The sequence below is a fragment of the Streptomyces sp. NPDC015532 genome (assembly GCF_043078065.1).
Lineage (GTDB): Bacteria > Actinomycetota > Actinomycetes > Streptomycetales > Streptomycetaceae > Streptomyces.
Genome location: NZ_JBIBSY010000005.1, coordinates 18,297 through 34,698 on the forward strand (window position 1 = coordinate 18,297; position 16,402 = coordinate 34,698).

At 71.2% G+C, this 16,402-nt stretch carries 20 protein-coding genes, 1 tRNA gene and 1 riboswitch; of the genes, 7 read left to right on the forward strand and 14 right to left on the reverse strand.

The genetic code is table 11. The annotated features are described in order from the left end of the window. Positions 1–118: 118 nt before the first annotated feature. The 3 genes from lhgO (at position 119) to ACF07B_RS17555 (ending at position 3,905) form a co-directional block, all read left to right on the forward strand. A complete protein-coding gene (gene lhgO, locus ACF07B_RS17545) occupies positions 119–1,324 on the forward strand; it encodes an L-2-hydroxyglutarate oxidase (RefSeq protein WP_369486544.1) in 1,206 nt (401 codons plus the stop codon). A gap of 308 nt (positions 1,325–1,632) precedes the next feature. Continuing rightward, on the forward strand, positions 1,633–2,469 hold the full coding sequence (gene trmB / locus ACF07B_RS17550) for a tRNA (guanosine(46)-N7)-methyltransferase TrmB (RefSeq protein ID WP_384233727.1): 837 nt from the start codon (positions 1,633–1,635) through the stop codon (positions 2,467–2,469). A gap of 89 nt (positions 2,470–2,558) precedes the next feature. Then, entirely contained in the window at positions 2,559–3,905 is a 1,347-nt protein-coding gene (locus tag ACF07B_RS17555) for a PrsW family intramembrane metalloprotease (RefSeq protein WP_369486546.1), read from the forward strand. 90 nt (positions 3,906–3,995) lie between these two features. On the opposite strand, the gene ACF07B_RS17560 is transcribed toward ACF07B_RS17555, so the two are convergent. The 5 genes from ACF07B_RS17560 to ACF07B_RS17580 form a co-directional block, all read right to left on the reverse strand. After that, entirely contained in the window at positions 3,996–4,940 is a 945-nt protein-coding gene (locus ACF07B_RS17560) for an aldo/keto reductase (protein ID WP_392179552.1), read from the reverse strand. 155 nt (positions 4,941–5,095) lie between these two features. After that, positions 5,096–6,127 (reverse strand): M23 family metallopeptidase, encoded by a 1,032-nt coding sequence (locus tag ACF07B_RS17565; RefSeq protein WP_392179553.1) that lies wholly within the window; start codon positions 6,125–6,127, stop codon positions 5,096–5,098. Positions 6,128–6,138: 11 nt separating this feature from the next. Beyond that, positions 6,139–6,295: riboswitch (cyclic di-AMP (ydaO/yuaA leader) on the reverse strand. Between the two features lie 306 nt (positions 6,296–6,601). Next, positions 6,602–7,786 (reverse strand): PP2C family protein-serine/threonine phosphatase, encoded by a 1,185-nt coding sequence (locus tag ACF07B_RS17570; RefSeq protein ID WP_392179554.1) that lies wholly within the window; start codon positions 7,784–7,786, stop codon positions 6,602–6,604. A gap of 287 nt (positions 7,787–8,073) precedes the next feature. Then, positions 8,074–8,147, reverse strand: a tRNA-Met gene (locus tag ACF07B_RS17575). 117 nt (positions 8,148–8,264) lie between these two features. Then, positions 8,265–9,407 carry a dihydrofolate reductase family protein gene (locus tag ACF07B_RS17580; RefSeq protein ID WP_392179555.1) on the reverse strand — a complete coding sequence of 381 codons (1,143 nt, stop codon included), beginning with the start codon at positions 9,405–9,407 and terminating at the stop codon, positions 8,265–8,267. 80 nt (positions 9,408–9,487) lie between these two features. Between ACF07B_RS17580 and ACF07B_RS17585 the strand changes: the two genes are divergently transcribed. The 4 genes from ACF07B_RS17585 (at position 9,488) to ACF07B_RS17600 (ending at position 11,826) form a co-directional block, all read left to right on the forward strand. Then, positions 9,488–9,997: a MarR family winged helix-turn-helix transcriptional regulator gene (locus ACF07B_RS17585; RefSeq protein WP_392179556.1), complete on the forward strand. Its 510-nt coding sequence runs from the start codon at positions 9,488–9,490 to the stop codon at positions 9,995–9,997. Between the two features lie 125 nt (positions 9,998–10,122). Further along, positions 10,123–10,785 (forward strand): GTP cyclohydrolase II, encoded by a 663-nt coding sequence (gene ribA / locus ACF07B_RS17590; RefSeq protein ID WP_369486380.1) that lies wholly within the window; start codon positions 10,123–10,125, stop codon positions 10,783–10,785. 341 nt (positions 10,786–11,126) lie between these two features. Continuing rightward, a complete protein-coding gene (locus tag ACF07B_RS17595) occupies positions 11,127–11,411 on the forward strand; it encodes a hypothetical protein (RefSeq protein WP_392179557.1) in 285 nt (94 codons plus the stop codon). Next, positions 11,404–11,826 (forward strand): hypothetical protein, encoded by a 423-nt coding sequence (locus tag ACF07B_RS17600; RefSeq protein ID WP_392179558.1) that lies wholly within the window; start codon positions 11,404–11,406, stop codon positions 11,824–11,826. The genes ACF07B_RS17595 and ACF07B_RS17600 overlap by 8 nt, the downstream gene beginning before the upstream one ends. Before the next feature lie 257 nt (positions 11,827–12,083). Here ACF07B_RS17600 and ACF07B_RS17605 read toward each other — a convergent pair whose 3' ends face one another. From ACF07B_RS17605 to ACF07B_RS17645, 9 genes are all read right to left on the reverse strand, one after another. Further along, positions 12,084–12,296 (reverse strand): hypothetical protein, encoded by a 213-nt coding sequence (locus ACF07B_RS17605; protein ID WP_392179559.1) that lies wholly within the window; start codon positions 12,294–12,296, stop codon positions 12,084–12,086. Continuing rightward, positions 12,293–12,529 (reverse strand): hypothetical protein, encoded by a 237-nt coding sequence (locus tag ACF07B_RS17610; RefSeq protein ID WP_392179560.1) that lies wholly within the window; start codon positions 12,527–12,529, stop codon positions 12,293–12,295. The genes ACF07B_RS17605 and ACF07B_RS17610 overlap by 4 nt, the downstream gene beginning before the upstream one ends. 196 nt (positions 12,530–12,725) lie before the next feature. Next, on the reverse strand, positions 12,726–13,568 hold the full coding sequence (locus ACF07B_RS17615) for a helix-turn-helix domain-containing protein (RefSeq protein WP_392179561.1): 843 nt from the start codon (positions 13,566–13,568) through the stop codon (positions 12,726–12,728). After that, complete coding sequence (locus ACF07B_RS17620; RefSeq protein WP_392179562.1) at positions 13,565–14,101, reverse strand: DUF6879 family protein; 537 nt, start codon at positions 14,099–14,101, stop codon at positions 13,565–13,567. Before ACF07B_RS17620 ends, ACF07B_RS17615 begins: the two co-directional genes overlap by 4 nt. A gap of 2 nt (positions 14,102–14,103) precedes the next feature. Further along, complete coding sequence (locus tag ACF07B_RS17625; RefSeq protein WP_392179563.1) at positions 14,104–14,307, reverse strand: hypothetical protein; 204 nt, start codon at positions 14,305–14,307, stop codon at positions 14,104–14,106. Between the two features lie 208 nt (positions 14,308–14,515). Further along, positions 14,516–14,791 (reverse strand): hypothetical protein, encoded by a 276-nt coding sequence (locus ACF07B_RS17630; RefSeq protein ID WP_392179564.1) that lies wholly within the window; start codon positions 14,789–14,791, stop codon positions 14,516–14,518. Beyond that, positions 14,788–15,480, reverse strand: a complete 693-nt coding sequence (locus tag ACF07B_RS17635) for a hypothetical protein (protein ID WP_392179565.1) — start codon at positions 15,478–15,480, stop codon at positions 14,788–14,790. The genes ACF07B_RS17630 and ACF07B_RS17635 overlap by 4 nt, the downstream gene beginning before the upstream one ends. Continuing rightward, positions 15,477–15,974 carry a helix-turn-helix domain-containing protein gene (locus tag ACF07B_RS17640; protein ID WP_392179566.1) on the reverse strand — a complete coding sequence of 166 codons (498 nt, stop codon included), beginning with the start codon at positions 15,972–15,974 and terminating at the stop codon, positions 15,477–15,479. Before ACF07B_RS17640 ends, ACF07B_RS17635 begins: the two co-directional genes overlap by 4 nt. Before the next feature lie 19 nt (positions 15,975–15,993). After that, positions 15,994–16,314 carry a hypothetical protein gene (locus tag ACF07B_RS17645; protein WP_392179567.1) on the reverse strand — a complete coding sequence of 107 codons (321 nt, stop codon included), beginning with the start codon at positions 16,312–16,314 and terminating at the stop codon, positions 15,994–15,996. Positions 16,315–16,402: the final 88 nt, after the last annotated feature.

Sequence of the window (16,402 nt, forward strand, 5' to 3'; positions counted from 1 at the left end):
CCCGGGCACGGACAGGGCGCCACGGCCCCGCGGCGCGAAGGAAACGCGGGGCGCGGTCCTCGGGTTTGAGGGCATTGTCAGTGGCGCAGTGCACTATCGAGGCCGGGAGGTGGTGCGGATGCGGAGCGCGTACGACTGCGATGTTCTGGTGATCGGCGGGGGGATCGTCGGTCTGTCGACGGCGTATGCCGTCACACGGGCGGCACCGGGCACCCGTGTGACGGTGCTGGAGAAGGAGCTGGGACCCGCCCGGCACCAGACCGGGCGCAACAGCGGAGTGATCCACAGCGGGATCTACTACCGCCCCGGCTCCCTGAAGGCGCGGTACGCGGTGCGGGGTGCCGCCGAGATGGTCAAGTTCTGCGCGGAGTACGACATCGCGCACGCCGTCACCGGCAAGCTGATCGTCGCGACGGAGAAGTCGGAGCTCCCCCGCCTGCACGGTCTGGTGCAGCGCGGCCGGGAGAACGGCATCCCGGTCAAGGAACTGGGCCCGACCCAGCTCACCGACTACGAACCCGAGGTCCGTGGCCTCGCCGCCATCCACGTCGGCACCACGGGCATCTGCGACTACGTGGCGGTGGCCCGCCGGCTCGCGGAGGCCTCCGGGGCGGAGATCCGGTACGGAGCGCGGGTCGTGCGCGCCGACCGACGCGCCCACCGCGGCGTGGCCGTGCGCACGGACGACGGGACGATCGTCCGCGGACGCGTGCTCGTCAACTGCGCGGGGCTGCACTGCGACGAGACGGCCCGGCTCACGGGCGACGACCCCGGGATGCGGATCGTCCCCTTCCGCGGCGAGTACTACACGCTGGCGCGGCCGGAGCTGGTGCGGGGCCTGGTGTATCCGGTCCCGGACCCCGCCTTCCCGTTCCTCGGCGTCCATCTCACCCGGGGCATCGACGGCGGTGTCCACATCGGCCCCAACGCGGTTCCCGCGCTCGCCCGTGAGGGGTACGGATGGAAGGTGATCCGGCCCCGTGAACTGGGCGGGACCCTGTCCTGGCCGGGCTCCTGGCGGATAGCGCGGCGGCACTGGCGCTACGGAGCCGGGGAGCTGCGCCGGTCGGTGTCGAAGTCGGCGTTCACGGAGGCGGTGCGCAGGCTGCTGCCCGCGGTGACCCCGGAGGATCTGGTCCCCGCCGCCGCCGGTGTCCGCGCCCAGGCGGTCCTGCGGGACGGCACCCTGGTGGACGACTTCCTGATCAAGGAGGGCCCGAGGACCGTGCACGTACTGAACGCGCCGTCCCCGGCGGCCACCGCCTCCCTCCCGATCGGCCGCGAGGTCGCCCGCCGGGCACTGGCGGCGCTGGCGGCGGCCTGAAAGGCGGCCCACGGCCGTCCGGGACACGATCCGCCCGGCGGCCGCAGCGGTCCACCCACCATCGGGACAAGCCACCCCACGGCCCCACCCACCACCAGGGCGGGCCACCGCGCGGCCCACCCACCACCGGGACGGCCCACCCCACGGCCCCACTCCCCACCAGGGCGGGCCACCGCGCGGCCCGCCCACCGCAGGCACTGACCACCCCGCGGCCCCACTCACCACCGGGACGGCCCACCCCCACGGCCCCACCCGCCGCAGGGACGGGCGGCGGGCCGCGGTGCGGCGCCCGTAAAATCGACCTCACTGTGTCTGATTTCCTCGACTCCACCGAAGAGACCCGGCCCGCCTCCGCCGAGGACGGCTCGCCGCGTCACCACCGCTCCAAGGGCGAACCCCGCTTCCCCGACGGACCGCAGCCGGACCCCGCCGGCTCGCACTTCGAGCGGCGGATCCGGAGCTTCCAGCCGCGTCGGAGCCGGGTGACGACCGGGCAGGCCGACGCGTTGGAGCGGCTGTGGCCCCGGTGGGGTCTGGACATCGACGGACAGCGGACGCTCGACCTCGCGGAGCTGTTCGGGGCGGACCTGCCCGTCGTCCTGGAGATCGGCTTCGGCATGGGTGAGGCCACCGCTCAGATGGCGGCCGAGGACCAGGGGACCGGGATCCTGGCCGTGGACGTGCACACACCGGGGCAGGGCAACCTGCTCAATCTCGCCGAGCGCAACAGCCTGACCAACATCCGCGTCGCCAACGGGGACGCGATCATCCTGCTGCGCGAGATGCTGCCGCCCGCCTCCCTGAACGGACTGCGCGTCTTTTTCCCCGATCCCTGGCCCAAGAAGCGGCACCACAAGCGACGGCTGATCCAGCCGGAGTTCCTGGATCTCGCCGCGACCCGCCTCGCGCCGGGCGCGCTCGTGCACTGCGCGACGGACTGGGAGCCGTACGCCGAGCAGATGCTCGACGTGCTGAGCGCGCACCCCGCGTTCGAGAACACCCGGCCCGACGGCGGTTTCACGCCCCGTCCCGGGTTCCGGCCGCTGACCCGTTTCGAGGGCCAGGGACTGGACAAGGGTCATGTGGTGAACGACCTCCTCTTCCGGCGCGTACAGCATCGAGACCTGCACACCCCGGGCGACTGACCCGCACACACCGGCAGGCGTCCACCGGGAGACCCCGGGGACGCCGGTTACCGTCGCGGGCCACGCCCTCCCTCGTTAGGGTCAATGCCGTGGCCATCCATCCGCCGTACCCGAACCAGCCCGGCGCCCCCGCCGGACCTGCGCTGCGACATCCGCACTGGTGGCAGCGGGGCTGGGTGCGGTACGGAGCGCTGATCACGCTGCTCGCGATGTCGGGTCTGGTGATCCTCGCCCTCGTCCGCGAACAGACCGGGACCGAGGGCTTCCTGGTCGGCCTCGGACTGGCCGTGTTCCCCGTGCCGCTGCTCATAGCCGCCTTCCGGTGGCTGGACCGGGTCGAACCGGGCCCCTGGCGGAACCTGTTCTTCTCCTTCGCCTGGGGCGCCTGCGCGGCCGCGCTCATCGCGATCGTCGCCAACAGCTTCGCGACCCGCTGGATCGCCATGACGACCGCGGATCCCTCCGGCGCCGACACGCTCGGCGCGACCGTCATAGCGCCCGTCGTCGAGGAGTCGGCGAAGGCGGCGGCCGTCCTGCTCGTGTTCCTCTTCCGCAGACGGGACTTCACGGGGATCGTCGACGGTGTCGTCATCGCCGGGGTCACCGCCACCGGCTTCGCCTTCACCGAGAACATCCTCTATCTCGGCACCGCGTTCGGCACCGACCAGCTCAGCGGGGAGAGCGGGATCGCCTCGGTCACCGCGGCGACGTTCTTCGTCCGGGTGGTGATGTCGCCCTTCGCGCACCCGCTGTTCACCGTGCTGACCGGCATCGGCTTCGGCGTCGCGGCACTGTCCGCCGAACGCCAGCACGCGCGCCGGGTGCTGCTGCCCCTCACCGGACTGCTGCTCGCGATGGGCATGCACGCGATCTGGAACGGCTCGGCCGGCTTCGGCCGGTTCGGCTTCTTCGGTGTGTACGCGGCGTTCATGGTGCCCGCGTTCGGGCTGCTGACCTGGCTCGTCGTCTGGACCCGGCAGCGCGAGCTGCGGACCGTGCGCGCCGAACTGCCCGTGTACACCGCCGCCGGCTGGCTGGGCGCGGCCGAGCCGTGGGTCCTCGGCTCGATGCGGGCGCGGCAGCTCGCGCGCGAGTACGCGGGCCACCACTTCGGGAAGGGCGCGGCACGCTCGGTGGCGGAGTACGAGGCGTACGCGACCTCGCTGGCGTTCCTGCGCCACCGGGGGCGGCGGGGCCGCGCGGGCGCCGACTTCGTCGTACGGGAGCGCGAGTTGCTCGACGAGCTGTGGCGCCGCCGGGAGATCGCCCGGCCGGCCCTCGCCTACGCGGCCCGCGCCACGGCACCGCTGCCCGCGCCGCCGCCCTGGCCGGCCCCCGGGTACGGCCGCATGGTCCCGCCGGCCCGGCCCTACGGCCCGCCGGCACAGGCGTCCGCACCGGCCCCGTACCCCGCGTACAACCCGTACCGCTCCTAGGCCGTGTCCGGCAGCCCCCGCCGTTGGGATCATGCGGCGCCACGCGGGACCGGTGGTGTCCACCGGTCCCGCGTACCGGTGCTCCGGCCGTTACGCCGACGCCTGCGTCAAGCGCGTCAGTTCCTCGTCCGTCAGCACCAGTTCCGCGACCCCCAGCAGGGCCGGGAGCTGCTCCACGGTGCGGGCGGAGGCGATGGGCGCGGCGACCGTCGGCTGTGCGGCCAGCCAGGCGAGCGCGACGGTCGGGACCGCGACGCCGTGGGCCGCGGCGATCTCGTCGAGGGCGGCGAGGACCCGCGGCCCGCGTTCCGTGCCGAGGTGCTTGGCGGCGCCCGCGGCCCGGGCCGAGTCGACCGTCGTTCCGGGGCGGTACTTGCCGGTGAGGAAACCGGAGGCGAGCGCGAAGTACGGGACGGCGGCCAGACCGGCCCGGGAGGCGACCTCCTGGAGGGGCCCCTCGTAGGTGTCGCGCGAGACCAGGTTGTAGTGCGGCTGAAGCGCGACGTAGCGCGCGAGGCCCTCGCGGTCGGAGAACTCCAGGGACTCCTGAAGCCGCTCCGGGGAGATGTTGGAGGCGGCGATGTGCCGCACCTTGCCCGCCTTCACCAGCTCGTCGAGGGCGCCGATGATCTCGTCGACCGGCACCTCCGGCTTGTCGAAGTGCGTGTAGTAGAGGTCGATGTGGTCGGTGCCCAGGCGGCGCAGCGACGCGTCGGCAGCCGCCTTGATGTTGGCGCCGGACAGACCCGGGTACGCGGGGTGCTGGCTGACCTTGGTGGCGACCACGATGTCCTCGCGGTTGCCGCGGGTCCTCAGCCACTTGCCGATGATGGTCTCCGACTCGCCGCCCTCGTTGCCCTCGATCCAGGCGGAGTAGGAGTCGGCCGTGTCGAGGAAGTTGCCGCCGGCGGCGGCGTAGGCGTCGAGCACGGCGAAGGACCGGGTCTCGTCGGCCGTCCAGCCGAAGACGTTGCCCCCGAGGGAGAGCGGGAAGACCTCGAGGTCGGACGCACCGAGCTTGCGAAGAGAAGTCATGTAAGGGGTCAACGCCGTTCCCGGATGGATGTATTCCGCAATCACCTGGGCGGGCCTGCGTGTCCCGGGCCGCCGCGTGCCGGGCGTCCGTGCCCCGGACGACCAACAGCCCTGACGTCGGGGGGGTTGACGTCAGGGCTGCCGGAGATCGGAAATCAGGGGTTGAGGCCCTTGCTCTGGAGCCACGCCATCGGGTCGATGCCGGTGGCGGCGCCGCCGGGGTGCACTTCGAGGTGCAGGTGCGCCCCGGTGACATTGCCCGTCGCGCCCACCCGCCCGATGACATCACCCGTGGCGACCTTCTGGCCCACGCTGACGCTGATGGACGACTGGTGGCAGAACCACAGCTCCGTACCGTCGTCGAGGGTGAGGATCGTGCGGTAGCCGTACGATCCGGCCCAGCCGGCCTCGGTGATGGTGCCGCTGTGGACCGCCTTGATGAGCGTGCCGGTGGGCGCCGCGAAGTCGAGTCCGGTGTGGTAGCCGGAGGACCACAGGGCACCGGCCTCGCCGAAGGTCGAGGTCAGCGTGTACGAGGACGTCGGCAGCGAGTAGCTCTTGGCGAGCTCGGCGAGGCGCTCCTGCTCGGCCTTCGCCTTGGCCGCTTCCTCCGCCTTCTCCTTCACCGCGTCGGCCTTGGCCTCGGCTTCGTCCTGCTGCTTGGCGGCGAGCGCGACGGCCTTCTTCGCGGCGGCCGTCTGGGCGGCCTGCTGCGTGGCGGTGTCGGCCTGGTTCTGCTGCGACTGGGCCTGCTGCATGATGCGGTCGCGCAGCGCCTCACCGGCGGTGGCGCCCTGGGCCGCGTCGGCGGTGGTCAGACCGGCGCTGGTGAGCGGGGTCGTGGAGCCCTTGGGAGTGCTGGACCCGCCGTCCGATATCAGCGCCCTCGCCGAATCGGTGACCGACGACAGGTCGGGCAGCGAGATCGAGACGGGCGGCTTGCCCGGAGCGGCGCTGGCGATACCACCCGCTCCGACGGCGGCTATGACGCCGACGCCGAGAACCGTGGAGCTGCGGGCGAGACCTCCGCCGCGCTGCTTGCCCGTGCGGTGCCGGCCGCGGACGGGAGCGACGGAATCCGCGGTGGGATTCCACTCCTCCCAGGGTCCCTCGTCCTTGCCGTAGCCGAAGGTGTGTGTTTCGTTCGGCGTGAACGAGGTTGGCTGAGCGGGCCGGTTGGACGCCACGTGGGCGCACTCCTTTCCTTCCTTGCCGCCTACCGGGTTAGCTGACGGGTTCGGAGCAGGAAGGTCTCCTACGCGCGTACGGCCACCGTGCTTCCACGGCGGAATACGCTCGATTCACCCCACGAGTTGGTTCCCCGGTTCCCTTGCGGGATTCGGCGCGTGCGCACGGAGCCACCTCTTGTGACGGCTGTAACGACCGCGCTGCGTTATCGAACGTTAATAGACCCAGGCACCGAATTCCAAGCTGTTCCGACTGATCATTAACGGCTCTTGGCCAGGACTTTGGGGTCATGAACGATGAAAAACGGGCGAGTTGACCTCATGGTGTCGACACGGGTTTCTCTGATGGCCAGTCAGATGCTAGGCGGAGGGACACCGTACGCTCACCGTTCGTGACCGAGCCCGGAAAAGCCGTCGCCCGGGGGGGGCGGAAGACCTCCCGGGCGACGCGCGACTTCGCTCGGCGGGCACCCGTCACGGGCGCCGGACGGCGAGCAGCGCCAGGTCGTCCGTCAGCGCGCCGCCCGTGTGCCGGAGGGCCGCCTCGTAGAGGGCGGCCAGCAGTGCGTCGGGACCCGGAAAGACCCGTCCGGCCAGCCAGCCGGCCGGATCGAAGAACTCCCCCCGCGCGTCACGGGCCTCGGACAGTCCGTCGGTGTGCAGCAGCAGCGTCGCCCCGCGGGGGAATCCCTCCCGCACCGTCGGCGCGGGCAGGCCGCCCAGTTCACTCATCCCGAGGGGCAGCGCGAAGGATTCGGCGGAGAGCGTGAGGAGCGTGCCGTCGGGACGCAGCAGCAGGGGCGGCGGATGGCCGCGGTTGACGACGCGTACGGCGTCCTCGCCGTGCGGGATCTCGGCGAGGACGGCGGTCGTGAACCCCTCGGCCGCGTCGACGCTGTCGCGGCGGGTGCCCGCGCGCGTCAGCGCCCGCTCCAGGCGCTCCGCGACGCCCTCCAGGGTCGCCTCCCGCTCGGCCGCCTCCCGGAACGCCCCGACCACCGTCGCGACGGTGGCCACCGCGGTCATCCCCTTCCCCCGTACGTCCCCGACGACCAGCCGTACGCCGTGCGGGGAGTCCTGCACGGCGTACAGGTCCCCGCCGATGAAGGCGTCCTCCTGCGCCGCCTCGTACCGGGCCGCGACCTCCAGTCCGGCGATCCGCTCCTCGGGCTCGGGCAGCACGGCCCGCTGCGCGAACTCGGCGATCTCCCGGACGGAGGCGAGCCGCTCGTCGCCGCGCCGGACGACGGTGTTGATGAGGACGGCGAGGACCGAGGCCATCGCGACGGTGACCACCTCGGTGACGGCGTCGACCTGAAGGACGATGCCGAGGACGGAGTGGGTCGCGAGCACCGCGGCGACGGCGAGGACGCCGGCGAGAACGGTTCCGCGCAGCGAGTAGAGGGGTGCGGCGACCAGGGGCGCGGCCGCGAACAGGGGGGTCGCGGTGAATTCCGAGGGGGTGAGGTAGTCGTAGACGACCCCGGCGGCGACGAACAGCACGGGCAGGGTCCGGACGAAGGCGCGTGCGCGCGCGATCCCGCGCGGGGCCGCTCCCGTCGCCGGACCGGGGGGCGGGACGCTCCCGGGCTCGCGGGACAGCCGGCCGGCCCGGTCACGAGGCTGTCCGGTCCGCCGCTCACCTCCTGGCTGCCCCACCTGTCCAGAAGACCCGGTGCGGGGGCGGCGGGCGACCTGTGTGACCCGACCGGGGGAGGACACCGCCCGCCGGAGCGGACCGGGACCGGCACGGAGAACCACGCGAACCGGGACCGGCTCCGGGGAACCGCGGCCCGAAGAACGCGAAAGCGGCCAAAGGAAGGTGAAAGGAGCCGGAGGAAGCCGGAAGAAGCCGGGAAAAGGACTCGGCGCGGTCGGCGGAACCGGTCGGGACAAACACCAAGGGCCGGAACTCGTGAATCCGAGTTCCGGCCCTTGGCCTTCAGTAGCGGGGACAGGATTTGAACCTGCGACCTCTGGGTTATGAGCCCAGCGAGCTACCGAGCTGCTCCACCCCGCGTCGTTGAAACCAGTGTACGCCATCCGCGGGACCCGAAGCACACCCGTTCAAGCCCGCCCCTCCAGCGGCGCGGGCACCCGGCCTCTCCCCTGCCGCTGCCCGGCTTCTCCCCTGCTTCTACCTCGCCGTCAGATGCCGGTTGGGGGCCTCGGCGCGGTCCGCGTACTCGGGAAGGACGGCGACCTCGGCGCCCGCGGCGGCGAGGAGCCCGTTGCCGTCGGCGTCCCTGACGAACGTGTCGGGCTCGCGCCAGGCGGTGACGACCCGCCGCACACCGGCGTCCAGGATGAGCCGGGCGCACGGCGCGGGCCGGGAGGCGCGGTGGGCGCACGGTTCGAGGCTGCTGTAGACGGTGGCGGCGGCCAGCCGGGGATCGGCCGGGCCGATCTTGGCGAGGGCGGCCTCCTCGGCGTGCACGACGGGATCGCCGCCCTCGCGGGAGTGGCCCCGGGCCAGCTCGGTCCCGTCGGCCGCGACCACGACGGCGCCCACGCTGAACGCGGTCTTCGAGGGCGGGCACAGCTCCGCCAGCTCACAGGCGAGCTCCAACCACCGCCGGTCCGCGGCGGAGGCGCGCGAGCCGGTGCCGGGCGCGGTGGGGACGTAGCGGATGAGGACGACGTCGCCGACGGGCCGCGTCTCCACCAGCCGCATCCGGCCCTGGGGGTACCGCCCGGTCCCGAACAGCCGCGGCGCGTCCGGCTGCCCGACGAAGAGGGGGGCGACGGCGAGCTGCAGTTCGTCGGCGAGCTCCTCGCGCACGAGCTGGGTGTGGACCTTGCCGCCCCCTTCGACCATGAGGCGGCGCACCCCCCGTACGTCGTGAAGGTGTTCCAGGAGCACACGCCAGTCGAGTGCGGGGCCGGTCGGGACGACGTCCACGCCGACGATGCCCTTCAGCAGGGCGGACGCCCGCGGCGCGCCCTCGTCCGTCGTGTAGACCACCTTCTCGCCGCCCGTGTGCCAGAACTGGGCCCCCGGGTCGAGCTCGCCGGAACCGGTGACGGTGACCTTCAGGGGGTATGCGGGGCGGCCGCCGGCGACACGGGCCGCGCGCCGTTCGGCGGAGTTGACCAGAAGCCGCGGATTGTCCGTGCGCAGGGTGCCGGCGCCCACCAGGATCGCGTCGCTGGACGCCCGCACCTCGTCGACCCGGTCGAAGTCGGCCGGGCCCGAGAGCAGCAGCCGCTCGGGGCCGGTGTCGTCCAGGAAGCCGTCGAGAGAGACGGCGGCGGACAGCAGGACGTAGGGACGGGGCATCGGGACGCTTCCTCCGGTCGCACGCGCGCGGCGATTCGAGCGCAGTGGTTCAAGTTTTAAACAATACCTAGACTGGTCTCATGACGACCCGCTGGCTCACCGCCGCCGAACAGCGCGCCTGGCGCTCGTACCTCTCCGCGAGCTCCCTCCTGGAGGACGCCATCGACCGCCGGCTCCAGGCGGAGGCGGGGATGCCCCACCTTTACTACTCCATCCTGGCCAAGTTGTCCGAGGCTCCGGAGCGGAGGCTGCGGATGACCGACCTCGCCGAGGCCCAGAAGATCACCCGCAGCCGTCTGACGTACGCCGTGACCCGGCTGGAGAAGGACGGCACCGTACGCCGGGAGGGCTGCCCCACCGACCGGCGCGGGCACATGGCCGTCCTCACCGACGAGGGCATGGCCCTCCTGGAGCGGGTCGCGCCGGGGCACGTCGAGACGGTGCGGACGGCGATCTTCGACCATCTGACCCCCGAGCAGGTGCGGCAGCTGGACGAGATCTGCGGAACCATCACCCGGGCGATCCAGGGCGGGGATTCCGGGGCGCCCGGGGAAGATCTGCCCTGGCGGCGGCGTTCCTGCTCCTCGTGAGGCGCTCGAGGGGGGCGTGAACCCCATTGCTTGAAGTTTGAAGCAGATGTAGTGTCTCGTTCCGTGGCTGTGCTTCAAATCTGAAGCACACAGCCCCGTACGAACCCGCCGGACGGAGAGACTCCATGCGCGACCACCCCACCGCCACCGTGCGCACCCGCGTCCGCGTACCCCTGCGCTTCGGCGACGGCTACTCCGTCGACGCCCAGCTCGTGACCTTCCACGGCCTCGACGACGGCAAGGAGCACCTGGCCGTCGTCCTCGGCGAACCCGGCCCGAACCCGCTGGTGCGACTGCACTCCGAGTGCCTGACCGGCGATGTGTTCGGCTCGGCCCGCTGCGACTGCGGACCCCAGCTGCGCGAGGCGGTGGAACAGATCGCGGACCGCGGCGGCGTCCTGCTGTACCTGCGCCAGGAGGGCCGCGGCATCGGCCTCTACAACAAGCTCGACGCGTACGCCCTCCAGGACCAGGGCCTGGACACCTACGCGGCCAACGCGGCCCTCGGTCTGCCCGAGGACGACCGCGACTACACCGCGGCCGCCCAGATGCTCCGGGCCCTCGGCATCGACTCCCTGGACCTGCTCTCCAACAACCCGGACAAGGCCGAACAGCTCCGCGAGCTCGGCATCACGGTCTCCCGCCGTGTCCCGACGGGCGTCTTCACCACCGCCCACAACGTCCGCTACCTCCGCGCCAAGGTCCTCCAGACCCAGCACACGCTGCCGCTGCAGGAACTCACGGAGCGCACGGAACTCACGGGACTCACGGGACTCACGGCCGGCTGACAGCCCGCGGAACGAAACAAGCCCCCGGCTCAGATCGCTCTGAACCGGGGGCTCTTCCGTAGACCCTGTGGGACTCGAACCCACAACCAATGGATTAAAAGTTCAGGTTCAGACATGCCGCCGGGTGATGCCCGGTGACGTTTCTTGCTTCCCATGCAGGTCAGCGGCTTAGGGCTCCGCCGCTTGATACCGCCCCGTGTCGGCCCTCTTCAGCCCGTCCGTGACCACTCGTGTGACCACGTGACCACCGCGCCGCCGACACGACGTCGGCCCCGCCTCGGCGACTGCAACGCCGGGCGGGGCCTTGATCCGAACCCCTTCTGATCAAGGAGCCCAGACCTATGCCAGACCGTATCCCGGACGGTGCCGTGCGCGAGTTGCTCGCGGTTGTCCTCGACGCCATCACCTTGCCCTATGACACCCCTGACTACGACCGGCGGATCCTGGACCGCGCCGCCCATGCCCGCACGGTTGCCACGGCCGCGCTCGCCGAGGACCCGGCGGACATCGGTTGGAACGCCGACTACCTTCGCGCCAGGCTCGCCGAGGAGGCGACGACGGAACAGAGGAAGCGCGAGGGCGTGATCTGCGTGGCGTCTCGGAACGGGGACGTGAGCCGTGGTTGAGCTGTCTCGCGAGCTGCGCCAGGTGTTGGTGCGCCACCTCGTCGACGCGGGCAAGAATTCGACGGAGATAGCAGCTGAGCTGGGGGTATCCCGTCATACCGCGCGCAGGGACATGGAAGCCGTGTCGACCACGACAGACGCCCCGGCGGTTCCCGATGAGGCGTTGGGTAAGCGGCCGGTGAGCGCCGCCATGATCGAGATGACCGACGCCATGGGCGCGCATCTCGCGGTGTTCGAGAAGGCCGGCCAGAGCCCGCAAGAGGCCGTGGAATTCGCCCTGGCGACGATCGCTCTGGCGTACCGGGGAGCGTGGAAGTTCCAGCTCTATCCGCCAGGTATGGCGCCGCGGGTTCGGGTGGTCCAGTTGTGGCCCTACGCGGCGGGCGACAACAGGAAGACGATCGAGAAGGCGTAGGAAGTAACAGGACGGCCCCCGATGCCGGCGTCTCGGGGGTCGTCCCATGCGGGGCGCGACTGGATGGAACGGCCAGCGCTACCCCGCCCTGCTCTTGGTGCTCCTCAACACCGCGAGCAGGGGATATGGAGAGCACCCGTTGGCATGGCTGTACTCGACCAGCGGGACGCCCGTCGGCCGGTCGTGCACATGCTTCGCTGCTCGCTCGCCCGGCTGAATCGAGAAGTCGCACCGGCAGCAGATGAGGACCCCGGCAGTCATCGCGCCCGCCTCTTCTTCGGCCGGATGCACGGGACCTTGCAGGCGTAGACCTCGATGTCGAGCGCGTGCCCTTCGGAGAGCTGAGCGAACGCGCGCCCTACGCTCACGGCCCCGTCCTGGAGTGACGTGCCGCAGTAGACGCACGCCCATCCCTGATGCTGCGCGTACGTCAGCGTGTCGGCCGGCGGGATCGTCGGACGCGGGCTCATGACTCGCCCCTCGTGACCAGGGCGGCCCACATGCGGAGCTGTCCCGTGCCGTCGCTGCTCCCCCAGGCGTCCGCAGTGAGCAGGACGTCAAGCAGGTCTCGGAGCGCGTCGTCAGCCTGTGGCGCGGCCACGTAGACGCGGACGTACCCGCCGCGGCGACTCACGGTGGCCACGTCGCCGGTCGCCTGCTCGATGGCCGAGCACAGCGTTTCGACGGTTAGAGGTGAAGGCATGGCGGGGTCTTCCGTCTCATGACTCGCCCCTCGTCACGAGCGTCGCCCGCGAGCACAACTCGCATCCTCGTGCCGGTCTTGATGCGCGGCGTGGGTGTGCGTCTGGTCATGTGGGGACGGTAGGAAGCAGACACCGGGCCTGTCGGGCTGATTGCGCCGGATTGCGCGGGCCCCTACGTGGGTTGAGGCCGGTTGCTCAGGTTGCTGCAACCGTGCTTCGGGCGCGGGCGATCAACCGGTGCGCCTTGGCCCCGTACGCCGCGGTCTCGGCGAGGTGGTCCCACACGCGCCCGTACAGTGCGAGGTCATCGGCGGAGTCGTACTGCAACTCGGTGTTGACGGTCTCAACGACGACGCGTTCCTCATCGAAGATCCAGAACCCATGCTTCGGCGTGATGGGCATCCTCGCGCCGAGCGGAACGATGCCAAGCTCGACGGTGGACATGCCGATCAGACCGACCAGGCGGTCGAGTTGGCCGGCCATCTCCTCGCCAGTACCGACGACGACGTGCAAGGCCGCTTCCCAGATCAGCACGCGGAACAGCTTGCCCGGCTGGTACAAGACCTCTTGGCGGCGCATGCGGGCCTGTACGGCGGCGTCGGTGTCGCGCGGCGAGCGCATCAGCTCGGCGTTCTGCGCCAGGAGCCGACGGGCGTAGTCGGGGGTCTGGAACAGGCCGGGTACGACGCTCGTTTCGTAGCCGCGCACGGTGGCGGTGCGGTGGTACTCGACGACGTACCGGTCCTGTACGGGCGTGTGTCCGGCGGCGAGTTGGCGACGCCAGTGCCGTTGCTGTGATTCGAGGCCGCGAAGTCGGGCTTTCAGCTCGGCGGCCTGCCCGGGTGCTCCGACCGCTTCGGCCCATGCCGCCAAGTCGTTTTCCGTGGCGGTCTGGTGTCCGTTCTGGAGGCGGGACACTTTGGAGCGCTGCCAGCCGAGACGATCGGCGAGGGCCTTGCCGTCGAGGCCGGCCTCGACGCGGAGCTCGCGGAGCCGCGCGCCGAGGGCCTCACGCCCATGCTGAAAGTCGGTGCTCACACGGACGAACGTACCTGCGCCCACACCTGCGCAGAAGGCCGCGCCGCGGCAACCGCAGCGTCACGGGTCCGGCACGCGGTGAGCACTTCGGCAGGGTCCTCGATGACCTCGACGCCGATCGTGGTGTCGGTGTCGTCGATGTGCATGCGTACCAGGGTTCGGGAGTCGAACAGCCAGAAGTCCCAGTCCGGCAGGCCGATACGGACGGCTTCGGATCGGGGCAAGACTCGGATATCTTCCCCCGCGGCGGTGTTGCCCGCAGCGGTGGCCATGAGGAACCGCTGTCCGTCCGTGGGCGGCTTGTCGATGATTCGGACGCGGGAGAACCGGCCGCCCTGTTCGGCCTTGTCCCGCACGTTCACGTTCCATGGGTGCTCGGGTTCCGGCGCAGGGTCGACGCCTCGCATGAACGCCTGGAAGCGGGCGCCGGCGCGGTCGGTGGCATAGCTGCGGCGGGTCTCCAGCCGGAACGCGGTGTGCTCGAACTCGGCGAACAGGTGAGTGATCTCCTCGAAGGGGACCAGGGGCGGCACGTTCACTCCTTGGGGGCAAAGCGGGTCAGCAGGTCACGGGGGATGACGACGGCGGATTCCTGGACGCCGAGGTCACGGAGCTGTGCGAGGTGCTCGGTGTCGGTGAGTTGGTCGCCCTGGACGACGATGTCACCGGTCTCGACGACCTCGTACAGGGTCGGGCAGTTGCCGTGCTCGCTGGTGGTGCCGAGGAACCTGAGCGTCATGTCGCCCTCCGGGTAACTGGTCGGGTGACCAGGATGGCGGCGGGTGACGGGGTGGCGCCCACGGATTGCCGGAGATTGCGCGCATGGCGCGGTCGCGGGGCGGTTGCGCGCAACGTGGGGAACATGGCGAAGCCCCGGCGCGGTGGGTGCGCCGGGGCCGGTCATGCTCGGAAGGCGGGCGACTGCTCGTCGGCCTGGTCCTCGTCGGTCACGTGGAGTCCATGAGCTGGTCGTACGTCTCACGGTGTTCGAGGTACGTGCGGGTCTGGTCGGCGCTCTTCATGGCGATCAGTTGCTCGCGGGTCTCGGGGACTCGGTAGCGGTCCTCGGCGGCCTCGGCCGCGAGGCGGGCCTGATTCTCGGCGAACCGGCGCGCGGTCGGCGACACCCAGCCGGTCTGCTGCGGGGCGGTCTGACGCGGTGGGGGTTCCGGGGTGGCGGCAGTCTCGTGCAGGCGGTCGAAGTTGTACGTCCCGATGGTCACTTGGTGCTCCCATCCTTGTTGAAGATGTCGCGCAGTGCCGGAACCTGGGCTACGAACGTCTCGACACGAGACGACAGGTAGCTCATCTGCTCCGAGATCTCCGCCTGCTTGCCGTTGTCGCGTACGGCCATGCCGACGACCGCAGCGATCGCGAGGGCGGGCGTGACACCGACGGTGCCTATGCGCTCCGGCTCGCAGATCGCCACAGAGTCGTGATCGGCGCTGATGCCGTACCGCTTTTGCAGTTCCGTCACGGGGTGGAACCCTGCAACCTCCAGCTCGTTGGCGATGAACCGGACGCGGCCGGACATCTCCAGCACTCGGAGGCGACGCGCTTCGGTCGCGAAGTACAGGGCGGCGACTGCCTCGACAGCCGCGGTCACCTTCGCGGCGATGTCGTCGGGGTCCTCGTTCTTGAGCAGGTCGCGAACATCAGCGGCGACGGCCTCGGCGCGGGCGTGGCGTTCGGCTTCCTCGGCGGCGGCGAGCTTGCGGCGGGCAGCAGTGATACGCAGGTCGGCAAACTCGGCGAGCTCGCGGGCAGCGGTGATGTCCTTCGGCTTCACGCTGTCGTCGCCGGCGCGCACCTTGTCAGCAAGGGCGGCGGCCAGCTCCTCGGCTTCGGTCTTCTCGGTCTCGGCGGTCGCGAGGGCTTCGCGGGCCTGCTCGATGGTGGGGGTCTCGGTCATGCTGCGGTTCTCCCGTGGCGGTAGTCATCGAGGGCGGTCCGGTCGATCGCCCATGCGCGGCGGCCTATGCGGCGAGCTGCGAGGGTGCCGCGGCGGGTAAGGCGCCGCACGTACTCGGGTGAGCAGCCGAGCAGTGCGGCGGCCTCGTCGACCGACACCTCGGTCACCGTGGCAGGGGCGGGCGGCGCGGTGCCGTTATCGGAACTGCGTTCGATTCGAGTGCCGGTGGTGGCGCGGTGCTCGGCGTGCTGTGCAGCCGCGTGCAGCGCGTAGAACAGTCGGCGGACGTCCGGGGGGACTTCGCCCCCGTCGGCGCGTACGCGGGCGGTGAGGTCTCGGACGAGGGCCCGCAGCACCTCGCCTGCGACGGCGGCCGGCACGATGACCGACCCGTCGGCGCGGACGAGGTCGAGGGGCGGCTCGGTGGGCTGGTTCCTACGGATTTGATATCCGCTGCTATCAGCATCGCCGCTGGTCGGAAGGGGAGTGCTCACGCGGTGGTCACGGCCGGGGCTACCCACGAGCACCCCCGCGGGTGGCAATCTTCCGGGTGAGGCGGTCGAGGTTCTGCCGCTCCCGCTCGAACGCGGAGCGGTGCCGGGCCGAGTTCCCCTCAGCCTCGATGGCGGCCCGGGTGAGCCGGTCGAGAGCGACCGCGGCCTCGGCGGCGATCCGCTCGACCTCAGCAAGTAGCGCGTGGTCGTGGCGTCGCCCCTCGCGGGCGGTACGGGCCAGCGCGCGGCGGAACAACCGGTTGGCCTCGTCGAGCCGGTCACGGCCGGGGTAGCCGCTCATGGGCGGCGTCTGCGGGTCACTGGCGGGGGTGCTGTGCATGGTGGGGTCCTCTCGTACATGTCCGCGCGCCTGCGCGTGAGGGGCGTCGCGACCGGTCGCGGACGCGGGGGTTGGATAGGGCTGTGCC

What these genes read in the sequence shown, in the direction of transcription:
- ribA (WP_369486380.1), top strand. Translation starts at nt 10,123, where the DNA reads ATGCGCGACCACCCCACCGCCACCGTGCGCACCCGCGTCCGCGTACCC.
- ACF07B_RS17605 (WP_392179559.1), bottom strand. Translation starts at nt 12,296, where the DNA reads ATGAGCCCGCGTCCGACGATCCCGCCGGCCGACACGCTGACGTACGCG.
- ACF07B_RS17635 (WP_392179565.1), bottom strand. Translation starts at nt 15,480, where the DNA reads ATGACCGAGACCCCCACCATCGAGCAGGCCCGCGAAGCCCTCGCGACC.
- ACF07B_RS17580 (WP_392179555.1), bottom strand. Translation starts at nt 9,407, where the DNA reads ATGCCCCGTCCCTACGTCCTGCTGTCCGCCGCCGTCTCTCTCGACGGC.
- ACF07B_RS17610 (WP_392179560.1), bottom strand. Translation starts at nt 12,529, where the DNA reads ATGCCTTCACCTCTAACCGTCGAAACGCTGTGCTCGGCCATCGAGCAG.
- ACF07B_RS17625 (WP_392179563.1), bottom strand. Translation starts at nt 14,307, where the DNA reads ATGACGCTCAGGTTCCTCGGCACCACCAGCGAGCACGGCAACTGCCCG.
- lhgO (WP_369486544.1), top strand. Translation starts at nt 119, where the DNA reads ATGCGGAGCGCGTACGACTGCGATGTTCTGGTGATCGGCGGGGGGATC.
- ACF07B_RS17595 (WP_392179557.1), top strand. Translation starts at nt 11,127, where the DNA reads ATGCCAGACCGTATCCCGGACGGTGCCGTGCGCGAGTTGCTCGCGGTT.
- ACF07B_RS17560 (WP_392179552.1), bottom strand. Translation starts at nt 4,940, where the DNA reads ATGACTTCTCTTCGCAAGCTCGGTGCGTCCGACCTCGAGGTCTTCCCG.
- ACF07B_RS17585 (WP_392179556.1), top strand. Translation starts at nt 9,488, where the DNA reads ATGACGACCCGCTGGCTCACCGCCGCCGAACAGCGCGCCTGGCGCTCG.
- ACF07B_RS17645 (WP_392179567.1), bottom strand. Translation starts at nt 16,314, where the DNA reads ATGCACAGCACCCCCGCCAGTGACCCGCAGACGCCGCCCATGAGCGGC.